Origin of the sequence: Acinetobacter sp. ANC 3813, assembly GCF_002135435.1 — a bacterium.
Lineage (GTDB): Bacteria > Pseudomonadota > Gammaproteobacteria > Pseudomonadales > Moraxellaceae > Acinetobacter.
The window spans coordinates 391,521-417,787 of sequence record NZ_NEGK01000003.1 but is presented as its reverse complement, the minus strand read 5'-3'; the positions used below and the strand labels follow the sequence as shown (position 1 = coordinate 417,787).

The 26,267-nt window shown below is 43.0% G+C and carries 27 protein-coding genes and 1 pseudogene; 12 read left to right on the top strand and 16 right to left on the bottom strand.

The features are described from left to right. Positions 1 to 2: 2 nt before the first annotated feature. Positions 3 to 572, bottom strand: coding sequence for a PilZ domain-containing protein (locus B9T34_RS06925; protein WP_086212416.1), 570 nt, complete (start codon positions 570 to 572; stop codon positions 3 to 5). Between the two features lie 25 nt (positions 573 to 597). Here B9T34_RS06925 and B9T34_RS06920 point away from each other — a divergent pair, with 25 nt between their 5' ends. From B9T34_RS06920 to B9T34_RS06910, 3 genes and pseudogenes are all read left to right on the top strand, one after another. Continuing rightward, a complete protein-coding gene (locus tag B9T34_RS06920) occupies positions 598 to 1,833 on the top strand; it encodes a lipoprotein-releasing ABC transporter permease subunit (protein WP_086212415.1) in 1,236 nt (411 codons plus the stop codon). Continuing rightward, the gene (gene lolD, locus B9T34_RS06915) at positions 1,826 to 2,512 is read left to right on the top strand and encodes a lipoprotein-releasing ABC transporter ATP-binding protein LolD (protein ID WP_086212414.1); all 687 of its coding nucleotides are present in this window, start codon (positions 1,826 to 1,828) and stop codon (positions 2,510 to 2,512) included. Before B9T34_RS06920 ends, lolD begins: the two co-directional genes overlap by 8 nt. Before the next feature lie 87 nt (positions 2,513 to 2,599). Further along, a pseudogene (locus B9T34_RS06910) lies at positions 2,600 to 5,058 on the top strand (DNA internalization-related competence protein ComEC/Rec2). On the opposite strand, the gene B9T34_RS06905 reads toward B9T34_RS06910, so the two are convergent. Next, on the bottom strand, positions 5,055 to 6,050 hold the full coding sequence (locus tag B9T34_RS06905) for a lysophospholipid acyltransferase family protein (RefSeq protein WP_086212413.1): 996 nt from the start codon (positions 6,048 to 6,050) through the stop codon (positions 5,055 to 5,057). The pseudogene B9T34_RS06910 and the gene B9T34_RS06905 overlap by 4 nt on opposite strands. Positions 6,051 to 6,178: 128 nt before the next feature. On the opposite strand from B9T34_RS06905, the gene sppA reads away from it, so the two are divergent. From sppA to B9T34_RS06890, 3 genes are read left to right on the top strand one after another with little or no spacing between them, the layout of a single operon-like run. After that, positions 6,179 to 7,204, top strand: coding sequence for a signal peptide peptidase SppA (sppA, locus tag B9T34_RS06900; RefSeq protein WP_086212412.1), 1,026 nt, complete (start codon positions 6,179 to 6,181; stop codon positions 7,202 to 7,204). Continuing rightward, on the top strand, positions 7,201 to 7,998 hold the full coding sequence (locus B9T34_RS06895) for an alpha/beta fold hydrolase (protein ID WP_086212411.1): 798 nt from the start codon (positions 7,201 to 7,203) through the stop codon (positions 7,996 to 7,998). The genes sppA and B9T34_RS06895 overlap by 4 nt, the downstream gene beginning before the upstream one ends. A 3-nt stretch (positions 7,999 to 8,001) precedes the next feature. Further along, positions 8,002 to 8,430, top strand: a complete 429-nt coding sequence (locus tag B9T34_RS06890) for an Sbal_3080 family lipoprotein (protein ID WP_086212410.1) — start codon at positions 8,002 to 8,004, stop codon at positions 8,428 to 8,430. A 70-nt stretch (positions 8,431 to 8,500) separates the two neighbouring features. Here B9T34_RS06890 and B9T34_RS06885 read toward each other — a convergent pair whose 3' ends face one another. The 3 genes from B9T34_RS06885 to purM form a co-directional block, all read right to left on the bottom strand. Beyond that, on the bottom strand, positions 8,501 to 8,938 hold the full coding sequence (locus B9T34_RS06885) for an META domain-containing protein (RefSeq protein ID WP_086212409.1): 438 nt from the start codon (positions 8,936 to 8,938) through the stop codon (positions 8,501 to 8,503). Positions 8,939 to 9,169: 231 nt separating this feature from the next. Further along, positions 9,170 to 9,799, bottom strand: a complete 630-nt coding sequence (gene purN, locus B9T34_RS06880) for a phosphoribosylglycinamide formyltransferase (RefSeq protein WP_086212408.1) — start codon at positions 9,797 to 9,799, stop codon at positions 9,170 to 9,172. A gap of 9 nt (positions 9,800 to 9,808) precedes the next feature. Then, positions 9,809 to 10,879 (bottom strand): phosphoribosylformylglycinamidine cyclo-ligase, encoded by a 1,071-nt coding sequence (gene purM / locus B9T34_RS06875; protein ID WP_086212407.1) that lies wholly within the window; start codon positions 10,877 to 10,879, stop codon positions 9,809 to 9,811. 135 nt (positions 10,880 to 11,014) lie between these two features. Between purM and cxpE the strand changes: the two genes are divergently transcribed. The 4 genes from cxpE (at position 11,015) to B9T34_RS06855 (ending at position 17,338) form a co-directional block, all read left to right on the top strand. Continuing rightward, complete coding sequence (gene cxpE / locus B9T34_RS06870) at positions 11,015 to 12,232, top strand: chloramphenicol efflux transporter CxpE (RefSeq protein WP_086212406.1); 1,218 nt, start codon at positions 11,015 to 11,017, stop codon at positions 12,230 to 12,232. Between the two features lie 15 nt (positions 12,233 to 12,247). Then, complete coding sequence (hda, locus tag B9T34_RS06865) at positions 12,248 to 12,952, top strand: DnaA regulatory inactivator Hda (protein ID WP_086212405.1); 705 nt, start codon at positions 12,248 to 12,250, stop codon at positions 12,950 to 12,952. Positions 12,953 to 13,071: 119 nt separating this feature from the next. Then, entirely contained in the window at positions 13,072 to 14,895 is a 1,824-nt protein-coding gene (gene rbtA / locus B9T34_RS06860) for a rhombotarget A (RefSeq protein WP_086212404.1), read from the top strand. Between the two features lie 16 nt (positions 14,896 to 14,911). Next, on the top strand, positions 14,912 to 17,338 hold the full coding sequence (locus B9T34_RS06855; RefSeq protein WP_086212403.1) for a CSLREA domain-containing protein: 2,427 nt from the start codon (positions 14,912 to 14,914) through the stop codon (positions 17,336 to 17,338). Positions 17,339 to 17,498: 160 nt separating this feature from the next. Here B9T34_RS06855 and B9T34_RS06850 read toward each other — a convergent pair whose 3' ends face one another. The 5 genes from B9T34_RS06850 to B9T34_RS06830 all read right to left on the bottom strand — a co-directional run bounded on the left by B9T34_RS06850 (position 17,499) and on the right by B9T34_RS06830 (position 20,798). Continuing rightward, the gene (locus B9T34_RS06850; protein ID WP_086212402.1) at positions 17,499 to 17,903 is read right to left on the bottom strand and encodes a DUF3106 domain-containing protein; all 405 of its coding nucleotides are present in this window, start codon (positions 17,901 to 17,903) and stop codon (positions 17,499 to 17,501) included. Beyond that, positions 17,893 to 18,216: a hypothetical protein gene (locus tag B9T34_RS06845; RefSeq protein ID WP_086212401.1), complete on the bottom strand. Its 324-nt coding sequence runs from the start codon at positions 18,214 to 18,216 to the stop codon at positions 17,893 to 17,895. The genes B9T34_RS06850 and B9T34_RS06845 overlap by 11 nt, the downstream gene beginning before the upstream one ends. Beyond that, positions 18,213 to 18,827: an RNA polymerase sigma factor gene (locus B9T34_RS06840; RefSeq protein WP_086212400.1), complete on the bottom strand. Its 615-nt coding sequence runs from the start codon at positions 18,825 to 18,827 to the stop codon at positions 18,213 to 18,215. Before B9T34_RS06840 ends, B9T34_RS06845 begins: the two co-directional genes overlap by 4 nt. A 157-nt stretch (positions 18,828 to 18,984) precedes the next feature. Beyond that, complete coding sequence (locus B9T34_RS06835; RefSeq protein ID WP_086212399.1) at positions 18,985 to 19,761, bottom strand: TrmH family RNA methyltransferase; 777 nt, start codon at positions 19,759 to 19,761, stop codon at positions 18,985 to 18,987. Positions 19,762 to 19,823: 62 nt separating this feature from the next. Then, a complete protein-coding gene (locus tag B9T34_RS06830) occupies positions 19,824 to 20,798 on the bottom strand; it encodes a class 1 fructose-bisphosphatase (protein ID WP_086212398.1) in 975 nt (324 codons plus the stop codon). A 33-nt stretch (positions 20,799 to 20,831) separates the two neighbouring features. Here B9T34_RS06830 and B9T34_RS18865 point away from each other — a divergent pair, with 33 nt between their 5' ends. Beyond that, positions 20,832 to 21,002 carry a hypothetical protein gene (locus B9T34_RS18865; RefSeq protein WP_171265137.1) on the top strand — a complete coding sequence of 57 codons (171 nt, stop codon included), beginning with the start codon at positions 20,832 to 20,834 and terminating at the stop codon, positions 21,000 to 21,002. Continuing rightward, on the top strand, positions 20,983 to 21,180 hold the full coding sequence (locus tag B9T34_RS06825; protein WP_086212397.1) for an NF038105 family protein: 198 nt from the start codon (positions 20,983 to 20,985) through the stop codon (positions 21,178 to 21,180). Before B9T34_RS18865 ends, B9T34_RS06825 begins: the two co-directional genes overlap by 20 nt. Before the next feature lie 79 nt (positions 21,181 to 21,259). Here the strand turns inward: B9T34_RS06825 and pal are convergent, their stop codons facing one another. The 6 genes from pal to tolQ all read right to left on the bottom strand — a co-directional run bounded on the left by pal (position 21,260) and on the right by tolQ (position 26,242). After that, positions 21,260 to 21,829, bottom strand: a complete 570-nt coding sequence (pal, locus tag B9T34_RS06820; RefSeq protein WP_086212396.1) for a peptidoglycan-associated lipoprotein Pal — start codon at positions 21,827 to 21,829, stop codon at positions 21,260 to 21,262. 34 nt (positions 21,830 to 21,863) lie between these two features. After that, a complete protein-coding gene (gene tolB, locus B9T34_RS06815; RefSeq protein ID WP_171265147.1) occupies positions 21,864 to 23,147 on the bottom strand; it encodes a Tol-Pal system beta propeller repeat protein TolB in 1,284 nt (427 codons plus the stop codon). Positions 23,148 to 23,337: 190 nt separating this feature from the next. Then, on the bottom strand, positions 23,338 to 23,721 hold the full coding sequence (locus B9T34_RS06810) for a TonB C-terminal domain-containing protein (RefSeq protein WP_228147414.1): 384 nt from the start codon (positions 23,719 to 23,721) through the stop codon (positions 23,338 to 23,340). A 191-nt stretch (positions 23,722 to 23,912) separates the two neighbouring features. Then, entirely contained in the window at positions 23,913 to 25,091 is a 1,179-nt protein-coding gene (gene tolA / locus B9T34_RS06805) for a cell envelope integrity protein TolA (protein WP_086212394.1), read from the bottom strand. 3 nt (positions 25,092 to 25,094) lie between these two features. Beyond that, on the bottom strand, positions 25,095 to 25,544 hold the full coding sequence (tolR, locus tag B9T34_RS06800) for a protein TolR (protein ID WP_086212393.1): 450 nt from the start codon (positions 25,542 to 25,544) through the stop codon (positions 25,095 to 25,097). Beyond that, the gene (gene tolQ / locus B9T34_RS06795) at positions 25,544 to 26,242 is read right to left on the bottom strand and encodes a protein TolQ (RefSeq protein ID WP_086212392.1); all 699 of its coding nucleotides are present in this window, start codon (positions 26,240 to 26,242) and stop codon (positions 25,544 to 25,546) included. The genes tolR and tolQ overlap by 1 nt, the downstream gene beginning before the upstream one ends. Between the last annotated feature and the right edge of the window lie 25 nt (positions 26,243 to 26,267).

Here is a 26,267-nt window from a genome sequence, read left to right as displayed (position 1 = left end):
CTTTAGCCTTTAGTCTGTGTTAATGAAATGCATTCTGACAATTTAACGCGATCCTGCGCATGCAGCGTAATGAAATAAGCGCCAGTACGGTATTTGCCATTATCTTCCTGACGGCTGTACACCACTTGCGCGATTGCCGCGATATGGAAGAAGTTTTCAGGATGGCTCAGGGTAACATGAACATAAGTGCCTTCCTGAATAGGGCGGTCGCTGAAAAAGCTCAGGCCAGTTTCAGAAAAATTCACATGTTCAGGGATAGGTAACATGCTTTGTACAATTGCATCGTACAAAGACCCCGTAATCAGGTTTAACTTTTGATTAAATAAGGATAAGATTCGAGCAATTTGTTGATCTTTCTCAGCTAATTGTTCTAATTCGTAGTTAAGCGCGTGATCAAATTGATCTAATTCTGCAAGTAGTAGAAAATAGCGCGGCAAGACAAAATTAGGATCGTAAGGATCATTCAGCGCAACATCATCAGAAATGATCTGATAATTAATACGCAAGGCAGCATCTATGCGTGACATGACGCGGCGTTCCGAATTCCCGCTCTGATGCTGTAAATTTTCCATAATTATTACCTCGGACTAAATGGTTATGTTTAAACCAATCTCGCTGTATATAGGTTTGAGATATACTCGCGCACGGCGCAGTAACCACTTTATTTCTTTTATTGCTCTGGTTTCTATGATCGGCTTAACCCTTGGTGTAGCCGTACTCATTACTGTTTTATCGGTAATGAATGGATTTGACCGAGAATTGAAAAATCGTGTCTTGGGAATGATACCTCAAGCTACTGTTTCTTCAACACAAATTTTAACAAATTGGCCAGAACTTGCAAAGAAAATTGAACACCATGAGCATGTGCAAGGCGTAGCGCCTTTTACACAGCTTCAAGGCATGCTGACTGCGCAAGGGCAAGTCTCTGGTGTTATGGTCACAGGGATTGAGCCGAAGTATGAAAAAAAGGTCTCAATCATCCAAGATCATATGGTTGAAGGCAGCATCGACAACCTGAAAAAAGGCGAGTTTGGCATTGTACTGGGCAAACAGCTGACCGATGCTTTGGGTCTGGGTTTAAATGACAATATCACGTTGGTGCTGCCAGAAGCTACCCCGTCACCAGCTGGTGTCGTGCCGCGCTTTAAACGTTTTAAAATTGTCGGAATTTTCAGTATTGGCGCAGAAGTTGACTCCATGATGGGCTATATCGCACTGAATGATGCGTCGACTTTGCTTCGCCTGCCTGATGGCGCACAAGGCATTCGTATGAAACTGGATGATATTTTTGCCGCGCCGCAGGTGTCTCAAGAGATTGCCCGTGATTTGCCTGCAAACTTCTATGCATCGGATTGGACTTATACACACGGCAATTTATTCAGCGCTATTCAAATGGAAAAGGCCATGGTCAGCCTGCTGCTGTTCCTGATTGTCTTGGTGGCAGCTTTTAATATTGTTTCATCCTTGGTAATGGTGGTGACGGATAAAAAATCTGACATCGCAATTTTGCGCACATTGGGGGCATCTCCAAGCACCATTACCCGCATTTTTATGGTTCAAGGGACCGTAATTGGTGTGATTGGAACGGTAGCTGGCGCCATTCTTGGCGTGATTGCGGCAACCAGTATCAGCAGTCTGGTCGGATGGCTGAATACTAGCCTTGGCTTAAATATGTTTGATGCTTACTTCATTAACTATTTGCCATCTTATCTGCGCTGGCAGGATGTGGTTGTTATTGTGAGCTTGTCTTTGGGCTTAAGTTTTATTGCGACAATTTACCCTGCGTTCCGTGCAGCGAAAATTCAGCCGGCGGAGGCGTTGCGTTATGAGTAATTTAATTTTAGATGCGCAAAACATCACAAAATCATTTACTGACGGTAAAACTTCGGTTGATGTGATTCGGGGTTTATCACTGCAAGTTAAAGCAGGTGAGTTTGTTTCGATCGTTGGGTCGAGCGGTTCGGGTAAAAGTACTTTGCTGCATGTATTGGGCGGTTTAGACCGTCCAACATCGGGTCAAGTGCTGATTAATGGTCAGCGCTTTGATACTTTGGGCGAAGCCGAGCGCGGTTATATCCGTAATGAACATCTCGGCTTTGTGTATCAATTTCATCACTTGCTGCCAGAATTCAGCGCGCTTGAAAACGTCGCTATGCCGTTGATGCTGCGTAAAGGAAGCAATTACAAAGATGTGAAGCAGCAGGCGGAATATCTGCTGGAACGCGTAGGCTTATCACACCGCGTTACCCATAAACCGGGTGAGTTGTCGGGCGGAGAGCGCCAGCGTGTCGCTTTGGCACGCGCATTGGTGACAAAACCTAAACTGATGATGGCGGATGAGCCTACAGGCAACTTGGACCGTAAAACCGCAGTGAAAATTTTTGAATTGCTGACTGAGCTGCGTAAAGAATTCAATATGGCGATGCTGATTGTGACGCATGATGAACATTTAGCGCAGTCTGGGGATTCAATTCTGCATATGCAGGATGGATTATGGGTAGATAAAACCTAATTCATTTGAACTTTCAGCTATAGATTGAAGCCCGCCTCGGCGGGCTTTATTATTGCGCCCAATAAAGATAAATACAGAATAAAAATAATGCTGCAATGGTTTTGCCTAGGCTGGATATTAGGTGTTTCCTGTATGGGTAAGAATGGGCTGACACTTCAGGCTCTACATACAAGTTTTGGGATGGTTATTGCTGTTGCCGCGCTTTGGCTGCTAATGCAGCGGTTAATACACCCTCTGATTAAAACACAACACTTTCACTTTAAAACTTTAAATATTTTCATGAGTATAGGGCTGGCAGCTTTTTTAGGTGCAGGCTATGCAAACTTGCAATTAGAGCAGTATTTATCAGGGGTAGAACGTAAACCTGAACATCGCGAGCTGATCGTTTATGTAGCACATTTAAATGAGTTGGGTGAGCGTAGCATTCAGCAAAAAGTTCAGGTATTAAATGGCTATAGCAGCGGAAATCAAAACCGTACTCTGCAATATTTAGTTTTTATTTCCATGGCGCATAATGGTACTGCACAAACTGAAATGCAGCTGGGACAGTATTACCGTTTAAGCGGAGAATTGCGGCCTGCGCATGGTTACGCAACGGCAGGCGCCTTTGACCAAGAGCGCTGGTATGCACAGCAGAAAATTTCTTCTGGTTTTAAACCTCAGCAGATCGAAGCATTAAGTGCAGATCAGGTTATGGCTTTAGGATTTTATAAAGAAGTTAAGCGACATGGCGGCGGATTAAAACAGCTTCAGCTGAGCATTGAAAAGCTGCGCTTGAAATTCCGCCATTTTCTACAGCAGCAGCCACTCAGGCATAAAGGGCTGCTGCTGGCCTTATTGACTGGAGATGAAAGTCTTCTCGATCAGGAGACTAAAAAACAGTTTCAGCGTTTTGGCATGAGTCATTTACTGGCTATTTCTGGCCCGCATGTGGTGATTTTCGCCATGATGGTGAGTGGACTCATTCAGTTTTTCATTGCGCGTTATCGCCCACAGTTATACCTCATTATTCCTAAGCAATATTTGCTGATTATTCCTTTTATCTGCTGTGTCGCGCTGTATTGCATATTTGCAGGCTTTGAAATTCCTGCTGTGCGAACTTTATTGATGTGCTGTTTGGGTAGTGTCATTATGCTGCTGCAGCAAAAACTGCAGCCGTTGAAACTGCTGTTGCTGAGCGCCACAATTTTACTGTTGATTGATCCTTTTAGTATTTTGTCTGCTGCGTTTTGGCTGTCTTATGGCGCATGCTTTATTTTGCTGCGAGTCTATCAGACGCTGCAGAAGCAGCAAACTGAAATGCAAACTTATATGGGCTGGAAAAAGAGACTCTGGCTTGGGCTGCAGCTGCTGGTGGAATCACAGTGGAAAATCTTTTTAGCGCTTTTTCCTTTGATGATTTTATTTTTTAAGCAGGTGTCCTGGATTACGCCGCTGAGCAATATTGTGGCGATTCCTTGGCTGGGGCTGCTGGTTGTTCCTTTAGATATTATAGCAGCGATAAGCTATGGCATTTCTGAACCGCTGGCTGCTGTGCTTTTTTATTTGAATGATCAGTTATTGGGGCTGCTGCTGGCCTTTCTGGATATATTGGATCATCTATTTAATCCCAAGTTAAGCGCCATAGCATTTAATTCATCCATGCTGATATTGCTGGCCTTAAGCCTGCTGATTCTATTTTCTCCGCGGGGCGTTTTACCACGGGCTTGGGCGGCATTGGGGGTATTGGCTTTATGTTTGAAAGGCTGTACTCCGCATCCGCTGGAGTTGACGGTTTTGGACGTCGGGCAGGGGCAAGCCATTTTTTGCGCGAGCAGCAGCATGCGATGATGGTGGATATGGGCGGCAATTATGATGAAGAAAAGTTCAGTGTCGGCAGGCAGATCATTTTGCCCTTTCTAGCGGTTAACGCGGTAAGCGAGCTAGATCAACTGGTTTTAACGCATTTGGATCAAGACCATAGCGGCGGCTATCTATCTATACGCAGTGATTTGCCTATACGCCAGCTGATTGGCAGTGAACAGCCGGAAATGCCGGTCCAAACCCAATTCCAAACATGCGATCAAGGTCAGCGATGGCAATTGTCTAAGCGCATCAGCATTGAAGTGCTGTCGCCAACAAAAGCGCAGTTAAATTCTGCAATGCGCAGTAAAAATGAGAATTCATGTGTGCTGTATGTACAGCTAAAAGATGCGGCGCCGTATCAAAATTTTCTGCTTATGGGCGATGCAGGGTGGGAAACAGAATTTGATATTCTGCAGCGTTATCCTGATTTAAAAGTTGATGTGTTGATTTTGGGGCATCACGGCAGTCAGCACAGCTCGGCTTATGGTTTCTTGAAAGGACTAAAGCCGAAACTGGCGATTGCATCGGCGGGAAAATTCAATAGATATGGGCATCCAAGCAAACTGACCCAAGCGCGCTTGAAGCAGCTGCATATTCCATTGTGGGTGACCAGCCAGCAAGGCACCATTCAATTTATTGAGCAGCAAGGAAAAATTCAGACCAATTTTGCTCGCGACCAATGGAAATGGCTGAAAAATTAATGCACTGCAGGCGCATTGTCTGATTCAAATTGCGGAACTGCAGCTTTTTCTGATCGCGTTTCATTGATGATTTTTTTAGCTAATTCAACTGCTTGGTTTGCAGGTAAGTTGTAAATAGAATTGGTTTTGGGATTGGCTTTAAAGCGTTTATAGCTCCAATGGTAATGTTCAGGCTGGCGTCGAATGAGTTGCTCTAAGGCGTGGGTAATTGTTTGGGTTCCATCATTTGCAGAACCTTGGTAAATCGCTTCATCAATCGGTTCAATATGCATGTCAAAGCTGCCATTTTCATTGCGTATTGCGTAAAGAAATAAAGCTTTTGCTTTGGTTTTTTGAATTAATTTTGCGCTTAAATTACTGGTGGCAAGCGGCAGCCCAAAATATGGAATCATTTCACCGCCAACGTTGGGTGTATGATCAGGTAAAATGACGGTTGTGCCGCCTTGTTTGAGCGCTTTAAAAATCTGACGAACACCCGACTCATCGGTTGGGACTAAATTGGCTTGCTCACGGCTGCGGGCGTTACGGACAAAATTATCAGCCGTTGGATTTTTAACAGGCTTATACATGATGGTCATTTGAGTAAACTGCGCAATCCAGGCATTCATAATTTCCCAAGTGCCAAAATGAGGAATAATCAGCACTAAGCCCTTATTTTCAGCTAAAGCTGAATGAAAATAGTGCTCACCATGCACCTGCGCTATGCGGGATAAGTTTTTTTGATTGCTTGAACCCCAAATACTGAAAAATTCAAAATAAGACATCAGCTCATTTCGAATCGCTTGAGCTGTAATTTCTTCACGTTTGGCATCACTCAGTTCAGGCAGCGCTATTTTTAAATTGAGCCGAATAGTTTCAGAGGTTTTGGACACTTTTAGCGTATTGACTAAACCGGCAAGGGCTCTTGCTATAAAACGGGAAAATTGAATGGGCTGGCGGCTGATAAACTTCAATAAACGGTACGTTGTATTTATAGGATGATGTTCGGTCATTAGGCTATAAGTCAAAAGGACATATTAAAATGATAAATTAATTATAGGATAAAAAACGATGTTTAGACAGTTCCAGTACTTTCCATGTATATAATGGATGACATCATAACTGTTTTATTGGATTTTTTATGTCCGATTGGCCACCAAAACCTGAACACGAAATAAATAACACTCAGCAAAATAGCCAGCAACCAACTGGCAATGAATGGAAACTGCTTGAAAAAGTCGTTCTTGCTTCTGTTGTAGAGCAGCGCCGAGCTCGACGCTGGGGGATTTTCTTTAAATTCTTAACTTTCGCCTATATTTTATTTGTACTGATTGCTTTAGGCAAAAGCTGCAGTACAGCGACCACTGATGACGTTGGGGCATCGGGTTCACACCTTGCAGTTGTCGACATTGTCGGGACGATTGCAGCGGATAAGCAAAGTGTAAATAGCACCGATACCATTCGTTCACTCAAAAAAGCTTTTGAAAATAAACAAAGTAAAGCTGTTGTACTGAATATTAATTCTCCGGGCGGTTCGCCAGTTCAGTCAGATGAAATCTGGCAGGAAATTATGTATTTGAAAAAACAGCATGCTGATAAGAAACTGTATGCCGTGATTGGCGATACAGGCGCTTCAGGGGCATATTACATCGCATCTGCAGCAGATGAGATCATTGTGAATCCATCAAGCTTGGTCGGTTCTATTGGTGTCATTATGCCTAACTACGGTGTCAACGGCTTGATGCAAAAGCTGGGTGTTGAAGACCGTACAATGACATCTGGTGAAAATAAAGCCTTGCTGTCCATGACACAGCCGGTTGATCCTGCTCAAAAAGCCCATGTACAAGGTGTATTGGACAATGTGCATGATCATTTTATCAATGCAGTTAAACAAGGCCGCGGTAAAAAGCTGAAATCCAATGATCCTGCAATTTTCTCAGGTTTATTTTGGACAGGCGATCAGGCGGTTAAGCTGGGTATTGCAGACCGTGTCGGCAGTTTAAATACTTTAAAACGTGAATTGAAAACTGAGAAAGCGGTCAATTACACCATTGAATACAGTCCTTTTGATTCAGTGCTGGGCCGTATGGGCTCATCGATTGGTCAAGGTTTTGCTGCTGCATTGTCACAGCAAGTTCAAACAGAGAACACTACAAAACTGCAATGAAACCATTAATCCATTTTGCGCACGCCAATGGCGTGCCTTCAAAAGTCTATCAAAAGCTGTTTGATTTATTGCAAGACCAGTATGACGTGATTTATGTGCCTTTATTGGGGCCAGATAAGCGTTATCCTATTGATAATCACTGGGTCAGTCTGACGCAGCAGGTAATAGACAGCATTGTCCGTCAGTCTAATGGCCGTAAAGTGATTGGCTTAGGTCATTCACTGGGTGCAGTATTGACCTTTCAAGCTGCTTTGGCGCGTCCTGAACTGTTTGAACAGGTAGTGATGATTGATCCGCCATTGATCATGGGTAAAGAGTCATTTGCATTGCATATCGCAAAAACACTGAAACTCAAGGCAGTGGATAAAATGTCGCCTGCATCTCTATCGCTGCGCCGCAGGGATCATTGGGATAGTCGAGAACAGGCGGCAGAATTACTCCGTCCGAAAGGCTTTTACCAGCATTTTGATGAGGACTGTTTCCAAGCGTATATTGATCATGCATTGATGGATGATCAGCAGCGGGGCGGTGTAGAGCTGACTATTGCTAAGATGGATGAAGTGAATATCTTTAGAACCAATCCATCTTTATGGTGGCTGCCTCAGCCTAAGCTGAAAGTGCCTGCACATTATATCGCTGCCGAAAAAGGGCCTTTTATTGGCCATGGTTTCCCGCAAATGGTGAAAAAGAAATTTGGCATATCATATACAGTAGCAAAGGGCAGCCATATGTTCCCATTGGAACAGCCGGCAGAAACTGTGAAGTTGCTCAAACAGATCATTCATTCTGGATAATGTATGAGACATCAATGTATTTATTTGATGATGCTTTTGCCTTTGGTTGGTTGTGCCAGTACCCAGATTTCAAGTTTGAATGATATTGATAAGCAGGAAATTCGGCATATTTGTATTGAGCATAATCCGAAAGTAATCGTTGCAGATTTTGAAAACATATTGACGAAGGCGCTTGATCATCAAGGTATTACAAGTCAGATTTATAACCTGAATACGCCAGAACATTGCAGCTATATTTTAAAATATATGGCTTTTCAAAAATGGGATTTCTCAATGGTTTTAACGCTTGCTGAGTTAAAGTTATTTAAAGAAGGAAAACCATTAAGGACTGCTACATATAAGCTACATGCTGGTGGATTGTTGAATCCAACAAAATACAAAAGCAATGAATCTAAAATTTTCCCTTTAGTTGATCAACTTCTGGAAAAATAAATATTATTTATTATAAAAAAAGCACTCCATTGAGTGCTTTTTTTATAAAGGCCGTCGTTAAATTTAACAATTATTTCGCATTTTCAAATTTCAAAATAACGTTGTTATTGCTATCTAAAAATTTCAGCTCATCTTTAGAGGCGTCATAATGAGTGACTTGGCTCAATGCTTGATTAAAACTTTGAGGAATGTTTGTTGCAGTCAAACAGGCTTTTTGTGTTGAAGCAAGATTGGAAAATTGGATTTTAGTGTTCTGTACAGCATATCCACCCATGAATCGATTACAGCCATCCGAACCACTGACACGGGTATTGTCGAACGCAATGCTCGGTACATTTGAATTAGTAGGATCAGCTTCAAGCTTAACGCCTTGAATTTCACTCGCAACCCAGTTTTTGTTTTGTAGCTTACCTAAATTACGGTCAGTGGCTGGATTTTGTGTTGTAGCACAACCGACCATAGCCAATGCTATACATGCACAAGTCGTGATTTTGATGGTTTTTAACATGTGATTTTCTCCGCATTTAAAAAGGATGTCATATTTCTAAAGTGTTATCAGCTTATATTTTTAATGATGTAGAAACGAATCAATTAACGAAAAAACACATATTCATCATAAAGTTGAACATTTTAAACAAGGTGTTTGTGCCTTTATTTTTAAGCACATGCTGAGTCGATTCAGGTGCAAAAATAAAAAAACGCATCCGAAGATGCGTTCATTATTGAGTTTTATAATTGCTTAGAGCTTGCAGAATTGTACAGGTTCCAGCATAGGCTGGTTGTGATACAGCACCCCCTGTTTTGTATGCTGAATCTTACCGCTGCAAATCCATTCCGCAACTTGCGGGTAGATGAGATGCTCCAGTACATGCACGCGATTTGCCAAAGTATCTGCATTATCATGCAGAGTCACTTTTAGCACACCTTGCGCCAGTGCTTGGCCTGCATCTAATTCTGCAGTGACATAATGCACAGTGCAGCCATGCAGCGTATCACCGGTATTCAGCACACGCTGATGGGTATGCATGCCTTTGTAGTTGGGCAGCAATGAAGGGTGGATGTTAATCATTTTCCCTTCCCATGCTTGAACAAACTTCGCGCTGAGTATGCGCATAAAGCCTGCCAAAATGACCAAATCCACATCCCAATCCAGCAATTGCTGATGCATGACATCATCAAAAGCTTCGCGGTTTGGGTACTGCTTATGCTCAATAACCGCAGTTGCAATCCCCGCGTTTTTTGCACGTTCTAAGGCATATGCTTCAGGCTTGTTGGAAATAACACCTGCAATTTCACCGGAAAGATTGGCATCAATCAGCGCTTGCAGGTTACTTCCACTGCCTGAAACAAGGACAGCAATTTTAATCATTGGAACGGATTACGCAAAAATCACACGGATTTTTTCGTCAGCGCCTTCAACTGATTCAGCGTTGTCTGCGATATGACCCATTGTGAATGCTTTTTCGCCAAGGCTATTTAGCAATTCTACAGTTTTGTCAGCATCAGCAGCATCTACAACTAAGACCATACCTACGCCACAGTTAAATGTGCGGTACATTTCGAATTGTTCAACACCGCCTTCTTTTTGAAGCAGTTTGAATAATTCTGGCCATTCCCATGATGATTCATTCACAACAGCTTGAGCGCCATTTGGAAGAACACGTGGAAGGTTGCCTGGTAAACCGCCGCCAGTGATGTGCGCCATAGCGTGAACATCAACTTGTTTTAGTAATTCAAGAATCGGCTTAACATAAATACGTGTTGGTTCCATTGCTGCATCAGCAAGTGGGCGACCATCAACGATTTGTGTTAAATCAACGTTTTTCACGTCTAAAATTTTACGAAGCAGAGAATAACCATTTGAGTGAGCGCCAGAAGATGCAACACCAACTAAAACGTCACCCGCTTTAACTTTAGTGCCATCAATAATTTTGCTTTGCTCAACAACACCTACGCAGAAACCTGCAAGGTCATAGTCTTCGCCTTCATACATACCTGGCATTTCAGCAGTTTCACCGCCAACCAATGCACAGCCTGCAAGTTCACAGCCAGCGCCAATACCAGTAACAACATTTGCAGCAACATCTACGTTTAAGTGGCCAGTCGCATAATAGTCAAGGAAGAATAACGGTTCTGCACCGCACACAAGAAGGTCGTTTACACACATTGCAACCAAGTCTTGACCAATAGTGTCATGACGGTTTAAGTTAAGTGCTAAACGTAATTTTGTACCAACACCGTCTGTGCCAGATACGAGAACAGGTTCTTCATAACCTTTAGGAATTTTACAAAGTGCGCCGAAGCCGCCTAGTCCGCCCATTACTTCAGGACGTGCAGTACGTTTCGCGACAGATTTGATACGATCGACTAACGCGTCGCCCGCTTCAATATCGACACCTGCATCTTTATAGCTTAAACCAGTGTTTGGGGTAGAAGTTGAGTTGCTCATAATGAAGTCTCCGCATTCGCGGGGCGATTATACCTGAATATACGAAACACTTATGTTATTTATGCGCTAAAATGCTATCTTTACTGAAATATTTTTCTTTCTAAAACGATTAAATGGAAAAAAGGGCGAACTTTTATGGTTGATAAGACCTTACGCCGCATTTTTATTCTTGCAGGCATCGCATTAATCCTTTGGGTTTTATACCTTTTGAAGCCTGTTGTGCTTCCTTTTATTGCAGCTTTTTTTATTGCTTATTTATTCAGTCCGCTGGTCAATCAGCTGCACAAAATCGGTTTGCCGCGCTGGCTCTCAATCAGTGTTGTGTTTATCGGCATTGGTGTGGTTTTGACTTGGGCAATGTGGTATTTGGCGCCATTGGTTTGGAAGCAGCTGATGTATGCAAAAACCAGCATTCCTGCTGGCATACATTGGGTGAACTATACTTTCCTGCCTTGGCTGTCGGGCACCTTTAATTTAGTGCCGATGGAAATAGACACCGAGCAGATGTCTAAAGCCATCATGGACTATATTCAAACCAATTACAGCGCAGACAGCGTTCAGGCTGTATTGCTGAAAGTAGCCCAATCTGGCCTGAACTTTATTCAAATTGGCGGCACGGTGGTGCTGATCCCGATTATTACCTTTTACTTTCTGCTGGATTGGGAGCGCATGCTCGACAGTTTCCGCAGACTGATTCCGCGTCCTTATGAAAAAAGCACTTTGAAAATTGCGGGCGAATGCCACAGTGTGCTTGGCGCTTTTGTAAAAGGGCAGTTCCTTGTGATGATTTTACTGGGCATTGTTTACGCAGTAGGTCTGCAAATCATTGGCTTGGAAGTCGGCTTGATCATTGGCATGGTTGCAGGTCTGGCCAGTATTATTCCTTATTTAGGTTTTGGCGTAGGTATTATTGCCGCTGTAATCGCAACGCTATTCCAATTTGGCTTAGACTGGATGCAGCTGTTTTTAGTGCTGGTGGTATTTATGATTGGACAGGCTGTAGAAGGCTACATCTTACAGCCGTTCTTATTGGGTGATAAAATTGGCCTTTCACCTGTTGCAGTCGTATTTGCTGTATTGGCGGGCGCACAGCTGGCAGGGTTTTTAGGCATGCTGATTGCTTTGCCTGTAGCGGCTGTTATTGTTGTATTGCTTCGCCATGCCCGAGAGTACTATGAGCAAAGCCAGCTTTATGGTTCATCTGTGGCTATAAGTGCTGCAAATGCAGGCAGTATTTCAATTGAAACTGAGCAGGCAGATATTGATATCGAGTTAAAGGAAAGCGCAGTAAAAACTCTGCAAGATCCTGAAAAATCGAGTAAGATCGATATATCTGAAAATAAAGATGAATAAGGCCCGTATACATATATGCGTCAATTGCAGTTAGATATAGAACCTCAGCTTGATGCCCGAATCAGTGATTTTTCAGGGCCGAGCTGGGGACATGTAATTGATGGCGTGCGCCAGCTGCATGCGGGACTCATGAACCGTTTTTATGTCTATGGCGGCGCTGGCACAGGCAAAAGCCATTTGCTTTCTGCGATTTGCGATTCTTATCTTGAAGTTGGCAAACTGGCAATTAAAGTCTCTTTACTTGAATTGCTGGATGCGCCGACTGAAGCGATTACATCACTAGATCAATACGACTTGGTTGCCTTAGATGATATCGAGGCGATCAGCGGAGTGCCACATTGGCAAAAAGCCGTATTTCATCTGATTAATTATAATAATGAAGGCGGCGGTCAGCTGGTTTTTTCATCCCGTTATGCGCCTATTGAATTAAAATTAGAATTGCCGGATTTACAGTCACGCTTAACACAGGCAGTCAGTGTTAAAGTTCCAAATGGCAGTTTATATGCTGACCGTCAGGCGCTTGTATTATCTGTACTTTCCCGCAGAGGTATTCATATTGATCAGCAGATTATTGATTATCTATTGCTGCACGGTCCGCATCAAGCCTCAATTCTGCTGCAGTCTCTAGAGCAGCTGATTCAGCTATTAAAAGGCGAAAAAACCAAGCTGAGCAATGCAGCTTTACGTCAAATTTATGCCTTAATTGATGAATATCGATAACATAAAAAAATCTTGAGTAATTACTCTAGCTGTGACAAAGTACACGAAATAATTCTGTGCTGCAGGGATTTTGCGGCTCAAGAATAGAAAAAGAAATAAAAAGATACAAGGAGAAAGGTATGCTCAAACGGAGCATAGGCATAGGTGTTCTGTGTTTTGCAGGGCATGCTTATAGTGCAGAAATTAATATCACAACAACAGAAGACGTCGTAAAAGATGACAAGGAATGCTCACTTCGCGAAGCTGTCGAATATTTAAATATTGACTTAGATGACCGCCCCGACGATGGCTATATGGGCTGCGGCGGCAAAGATGCATCTTCAATTATCGCGCTTGAAAAAAATAAAGTTTATAAGCTGGTCAAGAAGCTTGAAATTAAATCGTCTATGGATATTAAGACACTTTACGATACCAATGTATCTGAAACAGCTGTCGCTGGTCTGAATAATGCAACGATTGAAATGACAGGCCAAGAGCAAATTTTTTATATTGATAATGATGATGATTCAACTGCAGCTGTAAATTTGAAAGAGATCAATCTGCAGGGCTGCGGTAAAAACATTTGCGCTGATAAGGGCGGCATTATCTACAACAACAAAGCGCTGACTTTGGACAGTGTCAAGCTTTTAGGTGGCTATGCGCGATTAGGCGGGGCGATTTATAATGTGGGCCTAAGCTCCAGTTCAACCACTGTAGCCAGCAGTTTAAAAATGATGAATGTATTGGTTGCAGATAATCAGGCAGTAGATGGCGCAGCGGTATATGCGCAGGCCCCAAGTTTTAAAATTGACAACACCGTATTTAAAAATAACACCAGCACCTCAGGTCAAGCCATTGTATTTACATTGGCTGGCAGTGCAAACGCCGATAAACTGACTTTTCCATCACGCATTAATTACATCTTTAACAGTACATTTTTTAAAAATAAAGGCTTTGCGGTTAATTTAAAGGATGGCCTTGGCGTTAATAACCTGACAGTAATGAAAAACACAGGCGGTGTAATATTTGACTCGGCGTTTGGCCAAGCTTATTTGGCAAATAGTATCGTGATTGGCAATGATCTTGCAGGAACACTGCAGGATTGTTCTGTTGCAGATACCGCATCAGATAAGAGCATATTGTTTAATAACCTCGTTTCTCAAGCAGACTGCCCAGTAGGAATCAGTGGAAATCAAAATACCGTATTGCAAAATCCGAAGCTCATTGCAGGGGATGATGAAGGTGTGTGTAAAACTTTGCTGGATGACAGCAATGCACTGATGTGCCCTTATTCAACGCCAAGCAATACCTTCCTTGGCTACTTGCGTCCACGGATGCTGCTCAGTTATGCCAATGTATTTTCCAGCCCGATTCTGAACAAAGGCGAAACAACAGCGAATGGTAATGTTAATTTTGTTGCCTGTGAGTTGACAGATCAGCGCGGCACTTCACGATTGATGGACAACGCTTGGTGTGACCGCGGCGCAATAGAAGTTACAGTGCCAACCAGCATAGCGAAATTGGGTAAAGATATTAAATATGGTGAAATTGCGCAATTTAATATTTTAGAGTCCTTAGGCGACAGTGATCTGCTGCCAAAAGAGCAATGTGAAGCTGAAGTTGGACCTAATCCCGCGGGTACACCTTGGCAGGATGGCTGTTTGGTGATTGAGCAGAAATGGAGTGCGTCCAAAGGCAAGACCGTGCTGAATTTGAATGGTGATTTAACCTATACGCCAAATGGCAATTGGCATGGTTCAGACGATTTTAATATTAAGATCATCACTTCATCTACGCGTTTTAATGAGCAAGTAGAAGCTAAATATATCAGTGCTTTGGTTACGATTTACCAAGAGCCAAATGGAACTATGGAAAGTAAGACTGTTGAAACATCAGGCGGCGCATTAGGTTTATTCAGCTTGATGTCATTGCTTGGTTTAATCGGTCTGCGTCGATTCAAATAATAATTAGGGACAAGCCATGAAACAGTATAAAAAAGGACTGCTATGCCTAATGGTTTTATCCGCAATGTCACTTATGGCAGCGGATGATCAAACTATCTATGTGAATACTTTTGTAGATGAAATGGGCGAAAATCCAAATAATTGCTCATTGCGCGAAGCAATTATTACAGCACAGAAAAATGCTGCCTACGGCGGCTGCAGTGTAGGGAAAACAGGGATTGCGCAAACAGATCATATTCAGCTGCAAGAAGGGACTTATTTGCTGACGCGCGGAGAGCTTGCGCCAGCATCTTCGGTTGTTATTGTGGGGAAAAACCGCAATAACTATACAGTTAAGAGCGCACTGACAAGTGAGTATCCTGCATTTGAAGATATAAAATCTGTTATTGAAGTTAAAGATGGCAATTCACGAATTTTCAATACATCAGAAACACGTGCAGAAGTACAGCTGGATAGTGTTGCGCTAAAAAATGGCTATGCTAAAGATTATGGCGGCGCTATATATGCAGGCAGTAATTTTACAATCAGAAACAGCGCAATTTTGAACTCTAAGGCAGACAAAGCAGGCGGCGCATTGTATATGCTTGCGCTTGATGCGGAAAAAGAAGTCAATATTAACAGTACGCGCATTGAAAATAATAATGCGCCGAAAGGCAGTGTGCTGGCTATGAGCTGCCTAGGAAATCTGAATGACAATCAGCCTGTGGTCAGTGTTTCACAAAGCAGTATTGTTAAAAATGGTAATGCATCAAGTTTAAGTACAATTGATTTATGCGGCAGCAATGCGGTGAAGCTAGAAGCAAACACCCTTGCTAAAAATACAGCCAGTGCTGCAAATGGCAGTATTATCCGTGCAATTTCAGATGGACTGGACCGCTTAAGTCCATATTCAGAATTGTCCTTGCGCAGCAATACCATTGTAGAAAATAGCGCTTTCAGTACCTTCTATTATGACAATAATGGGTCTAAATCTTTTTCTTATAATATTTTAGCTTTTAACGGCACTAGTGATGGTAATGGCAAGTCTTGCCGTTATTTGAATAGTCAAACGCCTGATGAATCACTGCAGTTCAGTTTTATTAACAATGCAGCAGGTATTTCGAATTCAGATTGCGTAATTCCAGCGAAGGCTCTTGCGGCTGCCACAGATAGCAGTAAAAATCTTGATGTATCTGGTGTCGCCATGGCACAGTTATTGACTGGATATCAGCAAGCATCAATTTATAATATGTTCTTGCCTTTGTATTATCCGCTTGATGGTGTTTCGGGTTCAAGTCTAATGAATATTGGTTCATCAGAATGTACTGAGTATGACCAGCGCGGCATTGCGCGAAATGCTGATGTTTCATTAATGTTGAACCCAAGCATGGAAAATACCTGTGATATTGGTTCTGTTGAAAAATTAAATTTTTCAGCTGCTGATATTAAGGAGTTAAGCAATTCTTCGCAAAAGCAATTGCTGGATAATTTGCAGGCGCAAATTGATCAATTTAAGGCGGATATTGCTGACCCTGATCGCAAAGAATTCAAAACAGCAAACCAGGCAGATTTAAAAGAAGCGGAAGATTATCTGGCGAAATTAAAAAATAATTTATTCTACCGCGCAATTTATATTGATCCATTTGTACTTGCTTTAGCTCAAGAAATGAATGTGGGCAGCACAGCTGAAAGAAAATATAAGCCTTTAGATGCAGATAATTATGATGTCATCGTAAAACCGATCGGCATTGGTACGGAGATCTCTGTAGATAGCACAGGAAAGCCTGTATACAAGGGGGATCTCTTAGATTTGGTTTGCCGTTGGGATGCAAATCTAAAACGGGTTGTTACCTATAGAACTGGCGGAAATACCACAATCGGTGATGAATCTGCGTATTGCCAATACACCCTGAAGGAAAAAACCGGTGATATGCAGGAGTCAACGGGAATTTTGACTGCTCAATTTAAGAATATCGTGCCAATTGCAGTGGATGATCGGTATTTAATGACGAAGGATACCAACTTAACCGTTCGAGTAAATCCGTTAGAAAATGATAGTGATGAAGGGGATGGTCTTTTATCAACCATGCCTGCAGGAAAGAAACTCTGGCATAAAAATACAGAAGGTCATGATACGCCAATCTTTTTTGAGAGCATTCCTGCTGGCTTAAACTTTAAAGCAGAATATAGTGGATCATGCCCTGACGGTAATCAGCGTAATATTTGTTATGGCGGAATGATTGAGTTTTCTTCAAAAAATACATTCAACCAGTTCCCATTTTCAATTATTTATAAAGTCTACGATTCCGAAGGTTTGGAATCAAGTAAAGCGACGATTACACTCTTGAATGAAGCTAAAAATACAAATGCTACTTCTAGTGGAGGCGGTTCAGCGAGTGTATTTGGTTTGGCTGCTTTAGCGGGGCTGGCATTATTTAGAATGCGAAAATCCTATAAACGCTGATTTTAAGCAGCTGTTTTAAATAAAAAGGCCTCTAGATAGAGGTCTTTTTGTTTGCAGTTCTAAATGTTGATAGCGGTGAATATGTGAGGTGCAGAACGATCTAAAATTACAAAAAAAGAGCGGTTAAACCGCTCTTGATGAATAGGCTGCTTAATATCTATCAGTGATGCACGATTTCAGGGCTTAAATATTTATCTATGTATTCTTCACGGATTGCAGTCCGTTCGTCTGGAGCTGCTTTCTGCAGGCGCTGCGCTAATTCGCGACGTTCTTGGCTGCTCATTTTTTGCCAAGTTTCACGCATCTTTTGTTTTTCATTATCAGGAAGCTGATTAAACCAGTCCATGCGCTGCTGCAAGCTGTTGCTTTGTTCAGCTGGAATTTCTTTGAGTGATTGATAGCGCTTGATGAGTGCCGCTTGTTCAGAGTCAGATAAGGAATCCCATGTTTCATTGACTTGGGTATCTGCATTTTTAGAAAAAATCCAAAAACGTTCAAAACCTGCAAAACTGGTTTGCAGGAAGCTGAATGCACAGAAAGCGATTGCTAACTTTTTAGCTGCCATGTGGAGCTTTGTCCTCACCTAAAACCATTAACATTTCTAAGTCTTCAACCATTTGCGGGGAAAGCTTAGGTGCTGAAACAACTTGATTCTGCGGTTTTTCATTCAGTGTTGTCACTGAATTTGGCAATACAACAAAGCCAGCAATTGCCGCGGCTAAAGCAAAGCCTGACATTTTCAATAAGCCATAACGCGATGTTTCACGTTCATGAATATTTTCAAGAACATTATTCATCACAGCAGGCTTTTGAGCATGGTGCTGTGCGAGTCCATCAAGTTTGGAAGTTACTTGCTTTAAGAAATCATCTTGTTTCATTCGGATGACCCTCCCAGATGTGGATTCAAATGTGCTAATGCAGTGCGTAAGCCTTGTATAGCACGGTGATAATGGGTTTTTACACTGCCTTCAGTGCAATTCATAATTTCTGCAGTTGTATGAGTATCAAAACCTTCCCATGCCCGTAGCATAAAAGCTTGCTGCTGGCGTACCGGCAGCTGAGCAATCGCTGCCTGAATTTCTTCCGCAGTTACTTCACGGTCAATAAACTCAAATGGATTAGGGGTTGATTCATCAACAACATCGTTCAGCTCAAAATCATCATCATCTAAGCTGACTTTTCTAAAAAAAGAAAAAGGTTGAGCGCGACGGGCTTCTTTACGGCGCCAGTCTTGCAATTTGTTGTTTAAGATGGTGTAGAACAGGGGATACCATTCTTCAGTGGATTTATCTGCATATGATTTATGCAAGGAGATGAACGCTTCCTGAACCAAATCCATCGCAATGCCTTGCTGGTTTTGGGTCGCGTTTTCCATCATCACCAAAGCGCGTCCAGTCACTTCATGCATGAAGTGCTTCAGGCGTGACTCAGCCGTGCTCTTAAGAACACTCGGGTCTGCCGTATTTGACTGCTTTGGCGCTAAATCCATAGAGATGGAAAATCCTGTCATTGGATACCCACCATCGTTTTCAAGTTCATACCTATATAACGTTGAAAACAATGGTTTGGTTGACAAATAAATTGTTATTTTTCTAGTTTAATCTATTTTTTAAACTGGGCGGACCCAATTAACGCAAAATAATGTATTAAAGGCGTTGGCGAACCATTTCAAAGAAACATACTGAACCTGCAATGGCAACATTTAGAGATTCTTGACCGCCTGGCTGAGGGATGACCACTGCTTCTGCATTGGCTAAGGCATAGTCACTGGCGCCTTGGCCTTCATTGCCCAAAATCCATACGCAGGCCTTGCTTAAATTTTTTGAGTATAAGCTGGTCGAACGGTGTGAACTGGTCACATACACAGGAATTTCAAAACGCGGCAGAATGTCTTCTAAGGCAATATTTTCATAGGTATGCAATGAAAAATGAGCCCCCATGCCTGCGCGCAGCACCCGCGGTGACCAGAGCGAAGCAGATCCTTTGGTGCAGACCACTTGTTTAATACCTGCAGCTGCAGCTGAACGCAATAAAGTACCGACATTGCCTGGATCTTGAACATTTTCCAAGATTAAGGTGTCTGCATCAAATTGCAGTGCATGGCTTGAACTTTGCAAATCAATAATGGCTAAGCAGGCAAGTGTCGTGCCTAAGGTGCTGAGATCTTTATACAGTGATTCGCCAATGACAAAAATATGGCCCGTATACGTTTGCAGAATTTCTTCAAAGTCTGGATGTTCTAAAGCATGCTCAGTGGTAAAAATAGAATTAATTTTTCTATTTTCCTGCAGCCATGCAAGACACAAGTGTGTGCCCTCTAGTACCGTTTGACCCTGTTTCTTACGATATGAGTTTTGATCGATTAAACCGCGTAAATGCTTGATTTTCGGGTTGTCTTTCGACTCAAGGAAGATTGTAGCCATGGGAGATATGTCCACGATGATCAGGCATGCTGATCACCGCTTTAAGAGAAAAGTAGGGTGTATTAGTTATGGTAGCCAGTCACAAGATCGACTTCATTTTTAGAGCCGATAATGACAGGAACGCGCTGATGCAATTCAGTAGGCTGAATGTCAAGAATACGTACGCGGCCAGTGGTTGAAGCGCCGCCAGCTTGTTCCATCAGCATGCTCATTGGGTTTGCTTCGTACATTAAACGAAGACGGCCAGCTTTTTTCGGATCTTTAAAATCGTATGGATACATGAAGATACCGCTGCGGCAAAGAATACGGTGAATATCGCCCACCATACATGCAACCCAGCGCATGTTGAAATCTTTTTCACGCGGACCAGTTTTGCCAGCAAGCAATTCATCTACATAGCGTTTTACTGGTTCTTCCCAATGACGCTGGTTAGAGGCATTGATCGCGTATTCTTTGGTGTCTGCAGCCACTGTAATGGCATCGGCAGTGAGTAAAAATTCTTTAGATTCTGGGTCAAAAGTGAAGAACACAACGCCAGCGCCTACAGTCAACGCCATCATGGTAGATGGGCCATAAAGCACATAGCCTGCAGCTGCTTGCTTAGAACCTGCTTGCATAAAGTCTGCAGCTTGAGTCACTGCATTTTGAGCAGGAAGAATAGAGAAGATTGTACCGACACACATGTTGATGTCGATGTTGCTTGAGCCATCTAATGGATCAAATAATATAAGGTATTCGCCATTTTCTTGCGCAGGTGTAAATTCATCCAGCTCTTCAGAAGCCAAACCGCCCACATGCGGATGAACTTTAAGCGCATCGATTAAATAATCGTTTGAGATCACATCCAGTTTTTTCTGCTCTTCGCCTTGCACGTTTTCATGCTGTGCGCTGCCCAACACGCCAGCCAAAGCGCCTTTTTGCAGAAGAAGATCAATGTCTTTGCATGTATTTGCAATTGTATCAATGACTTGTGCTAGAGCTGGCGTTAAATTTCCGCTTTGTTGTTGTAAAAATTGGGATAGGGTTAAGCGTGACATAACGGGATTGCTCCAAAATAAAAGCGGTCAAAAATGATCGGAATAGAATTGTTCGGTATTTTAGATGAGAATGAGGCAAAAGAAAAATTAAACTATGTTATTTGCATTGATTTTGCCCTTGCAAGTCTTACAGAACATGCTATGTTGAATGCAGAAGATAGAACGATTGTCAGGGAGCACAACAATGACCATTCAAAAATTTGATGCGACTCCAACTCCGAGTGAAGGCTTAAACTTAGACGAAATTTCGAAAGATAAAGTAAAAGAGGCTTGGAGCAGCTACGAAGCTAAACCAGAGTACAAGAAGTTCAATAAGCATGACTTGATTGAATCCATGCAAAGCGAGCATGAAGCATCAGACAAAAATCCAGAACAGGCTTAATCAGAAGCGATAAAAAAGCACTCAAATCGAGTGCTTTTTTATATTTGGAATTCGCATTAAGCAAATTCCAATATAGATCTTATTTCAACAGTGGAGGAACAGTTTCGTAGTTGATTTCTACACGGCGGTTTTCTTTCCAAGCATTTTCGTCATGGCCGGCATTGATTGGCATTTCTTTACCGTAGCTTACAGCTTCCAGCTGATTTGCATTTACACCGCTGGTAACGAGGAAGCTTTCAACTGCTTTTGCTCGGCGTTCGCCCAGCGCCATGTTGTATTCACGTGTACCGCGCTCATCTGTGTGGCCCGTTAAAGCCACACGAGAGTTAGCGTTTGCCATCAAGAATTGTGCATGCGCTTGCAGGGTTTGCAAATCTTGATTGCTAAGCTCTGTGCTGTCGTAGTCAAAATGCACGACACGTTTAGCCAAGAATGCTTTATTGGCAGCGGTTACGCCTTTAGAAGATGCGCCAGCAAGATTTTGAGCATTAAGCGCAGCATCATCGCTTAGGCCTTCGGTGTTTACAGTAGATGAGCTTGATGGGTTTTGAGCCGCATCAACATTAGCTGCAGGTTTACGGTTTGCGCAGCCAGTCATCATGATGGCAGTTGCTAAAACAGGAAGTACGAATAATTTTACAGCTTTCATGATTCTCTCCATGATATTTCATTAAGATTTAAAGTTATTTTGGCGCCCAAGCGGGTTCGCGCACTTCACCTTGCTCACTCGGCAAGTTCATACGGAAACGGCCATCTAAAGACATAATAGACAGTAAGCCGCGGTTCGCTTCGCGTGTTGCGTACACCACCATTTGTCCATTTGGTGAGAAACTTGGTGACTCATCCAAACTGGTTGGCGTGAGGATATTGGTTACGCCAGAATCAATGTTCTGAACTGCAACTTTGTAATTGCTGCCGCTTGGACGATGCACAAGCGCGAGCTTTTTACCGTCTGCGCTTAATGTGCCGCGTGCATTAAATGCGCCGCGGAAAGTTAAACGCTTGCTGCTGCCATCGGCAAAGCTGTATTTATAAATCTGCGGTGAACCGCCGCGGTCAGATGTGTAAATGAAAGACTTACCGTCTGGCGCATAGCGGGCTTCAGTATCAATTGAGCTGTCATTGGTTAGGCGCTGCAATTGGCGGCTTTCCAAATTCATTTGATAGATTTCTGGGTTACCGTGCATAGACGCTGTGAACAGCATATTTTTGCCATCTGGCGAGAAGCTCGGCGCACCATTTAATCCGCGGAAGCTCGCCAATTTTTCACGGCCGCCGGTTGCTAAATCCTGTACATAAATAGCGGGACGTTTGGTTTCAAATGACACATAAGCAATCTTTTTCGCATCTGGTGTCCATGCAGGAGACAAGATTGGATCGCGTGAAGTCAAAATAGTACGCGGCTGTTCACCGTCTGTATCGGCAATTTGCAGGGTATAGCGCTGTTCAGGTGTTGCTGGATTGCGCAGAACATAGGCAATACGGCCGCTGAAATCACCTTTAATGCCAGTCAACGCTTCATAGATGGCATCGCTGATCATATGTGCAGCTTGACGTGTGCGTGATGCAGGAACTGTTAATAACTCATTTAGCAAATATTGCTGTTTTTGCACATCATACAATTGATAGTGAACTTCATATGAACCGTCAGCCGTTGGCTTCATTGAGCCAGTGACTACATAAGGTACCCCAGCGGCTTGCCAAGCTTCTGCATTTGGCGCATTCATTGCAGCAGTGGCTGGCAGATTCTTAGATGAGCTGGTGAATTTTCCAGAACGGTTCAAATCGTTTTCAATAATCGGGTAGAGATTTTGATCATTGCTGAAAGGAATAATCGCAATTTTAGGCGCTTCTTCAGGCGCTTTGGTAATTTCCAAATGCAGCTGCGCATGAGATTGTGTGATTAAAATCGGACTAAGTGCTGTTAAAACGGCTAAGCAGAGCAGATGTTTTCGCGTCATTTCCATCATTCGCTAAATACTCTAAATCTAGAATTTCTTGTTACTGTGAATGTGTCACATAATGGCATGTTTTTGAAATATTGAAAGCACAACATTATGATTAATCTGTTATTCGTCTGTGAATTCGTGTCTAAATATTTACATATTTTGATGACGCTTCCTTTAAAAAATATAATGTTCTGCTGAACTGATGTTTTTATTTAGAGTGGAAAGACATATAAATCACCTGAGATTCACGGCGAGCATCTGGATTTTCTGGCAATTCAAAAGGCGCAGCGCTGTGAATGGCTTTTTCTATACTATTTTTAAATGTACGATTTGGCGCATCAAGAATTGCTATCGATTGAATTGAACCAGATGATGTCAGTGTAATTCTAGCATTGGCTTTTTGCTCATTTGAATCTGCAGGTACTTCCCAATGGCTCAAGATTAAATGCTTAATTTCGGTTTTGGCCCCAGATGCAAGCCTTTTGACCTCTGATTTATGAGAAGCCTCAGCTGTTGCTGCTCGTTTAGCTGTTGCAACTTTTTGTTCACGTTCGCGTCTATCTTGCGCGGAATATGCTTTTGCAGTAGCCATGGGTGCATTCTCTGAACTCACCGCTATTTTTTTGGGCTGAATCTGAGTAGCTGTTGAATTGTCAGCAGGGCTGGCAAATGTTAGCGCTGAACCTGCCATCACAGGAAAGAGAAGAAAGAATTTAACGAGACGCATAATTGGGGGGCTTAATCCTATAAAAAATCCCCCTGACGAATCAGAGGGAATTTTAGTTATTTTGCCGTAAATGAAGAAGTGAAGCTTTGCGCTTGTTTACGCGCTTCAGGATCAGACGGCATAGGGTAAGGCGCTGCAGCACGTACAGCAGCTTCCACACTGGCTTTCATATCTGGATCGCTGGAAGAGACAATCACGGAATTGACAGATCCGCTTGCAGACAAAGTCACACGGGCTGTTGCTGTTTTGCCCGAAGATCCTGATGGCGTATCCCAAGCACGCTTGATTTTGCTTTCAAAATCTTTTTTTGCAGATGATGCAATTTGTTTTGCTTCAGCTTTTTTCTGAGCAGCCTCTTCAGCAGCTTTGCGGGCAGATGAGGCTTTGGCTTCTTCAGCAGCGCGTTCACGAGCTTCGGCAGCTGCTTCAGCTTTTGCCTTCGCGTCTGCATCTGCTTTACGTTTAGCGGCGTCTGCGTTGGCTTTGGCGTCTGCATCGGCTTTACGTTTAGCAGCATCTGCAGCAGCTTTGGCTTTTGCGTCTGCATCTGCTTTACGTTTAGCAGCCTCGGCGTTGGCTTTAGCCTTAGCAGCATCTGCAGCAGCTTTGGCTTTTACGTCCTGCTGTGCTTTTAGCTTGGCATTTTCAGCTTGCCGTTTCGCTTCAATATCTGCTTTGCGCTTAGCTTCGGCAGCGCTGGCTTTGGCTTGCGCATCAGCATTGGCCTTACGGTCGGCTGCTTCTTCAGCTCTGGCTTTTGCTGCATCTTCTGCACGTTGACGTGCGGTTTCTGCTTTGGCATCTTGCTGCGCTTTAAGTTTTGCCGCTTCAGCCGCCTTGGCTTGATCCTGAACCCGTTTAGCATTTTCAGCCGCTTTTTGTTCAGCAAGCTGCTGCGCTTTTGCTGCTTTTGCAGGATCAACTTTTGGTATCTCGGTTGGCTTTGGCGGAGCGGCAGCTGGAATTTCTGGGGCCGGTTCTACGCTCGGCTCAGCAGTTTGAGTGATGTGTTCAGCAATATTTTCATGTGCAGTTTGATCAAACTCCGTTTCTTCGCGTGTTAGCGGTTTTAAATCTTCAGGCTTGACCAATACCGTTTTAATTTGTTTAGGCGGTTCAGGCGGTTTGCTCATACCCAGATAAAGCAAGCCTACAACTGCAATAACATGGACACCAACAGTAAATCCAATTGCAGTTGCTTTTTGTTTAAAAGGCGGCTTTTTAAAATCTTTCATAAATTACTTTAAAGGCTCTGTCAGCAATCCTACTTGTGAAAGTCCAGCATCTTGCAGTGCAGACATCAATTTGATGACTTCACCATAAGGGCGGGATTCACTGCCATTGATCAGCACGCTTAACTGTTTTTGATTTTGCTGCGCTTCAGTCTGCGCATCCGTCAGTGCCGTTTTCAGTTCTTCTAAAGTCAGGACTTCATTTTTATGGGTGCTGCTTTCTAGACGGATACTGCCATCTGCTTCTAAAGTCACAATGGCAGGGCGGTCTTCAGATTGAATCGGACTGCTGTTGGCCTGCGGCAAATCAACTTTTACACCAGTAGTAATCATTGGCGCTGTAACCATAAAAATCACCAAAAGCACCAGCATGACGTCAATATAAGGCACGACGTTCATGTCACTTTTTAATGGTTTTTTAATACGCTCAAAGCGTCCAGAACGTTGAATAGCCATTAGTCATTGTCCTGAGTTGAACCTACCGACTGGCGTTGCAATAACGCAACCATTTCTTCTGCAAAAAGCGCACGGTCGTTATAAACGGTTTCACCTTTGGCGGTGTAATGGTTAAAGGCAAGAACTGCAGGAATAGCGGCAAATAAGCCAATTGCTGTGGCAATAAGGGCTTCTGCAATACCTGGGGCAACAGTGGCCAAAGTCACTTGATCGACTGCGGCTAAGCCAATGAATGCGTTCATGATGCCCCAAACTGTGCCGAACAGGCCGACATAGGGTGCAACTGAACCGATACTGGCCAAAGCGCCTAGGCCTTGTTCTAAACCAGACTGATCACGGCTTAGGCCAACTCGTAAAATACGTTCAGTACCTTCAATGCTTTGAGCAGCAGGCGCATTGCGTTTTTTGAGTTTTAAAAATTCGCCTAGGCCTTGATAGAAAATATCTTCCAGACCTACACGCTTAGAATTAAGCTGGGCATTGTTGTAAAGGGTATTCAGTTCGGCGCCAGACCAGAAGATTTTTTGAAAATGTTCATCATCGGCCTGCGCCTTTTTATAACTCATATGCAACTTGGCAATCAGATACCAGCTGTACACCGAGGCTAATAAGAGCAGAAGCATTACCAGCTGTACAACGGGACTTGCTTGTAAAATTAAATCTGATACGTGAAGGGTAGATTCTAGTTGAGTTGCCATAGTTACATTAAGCCAATTAATTTTT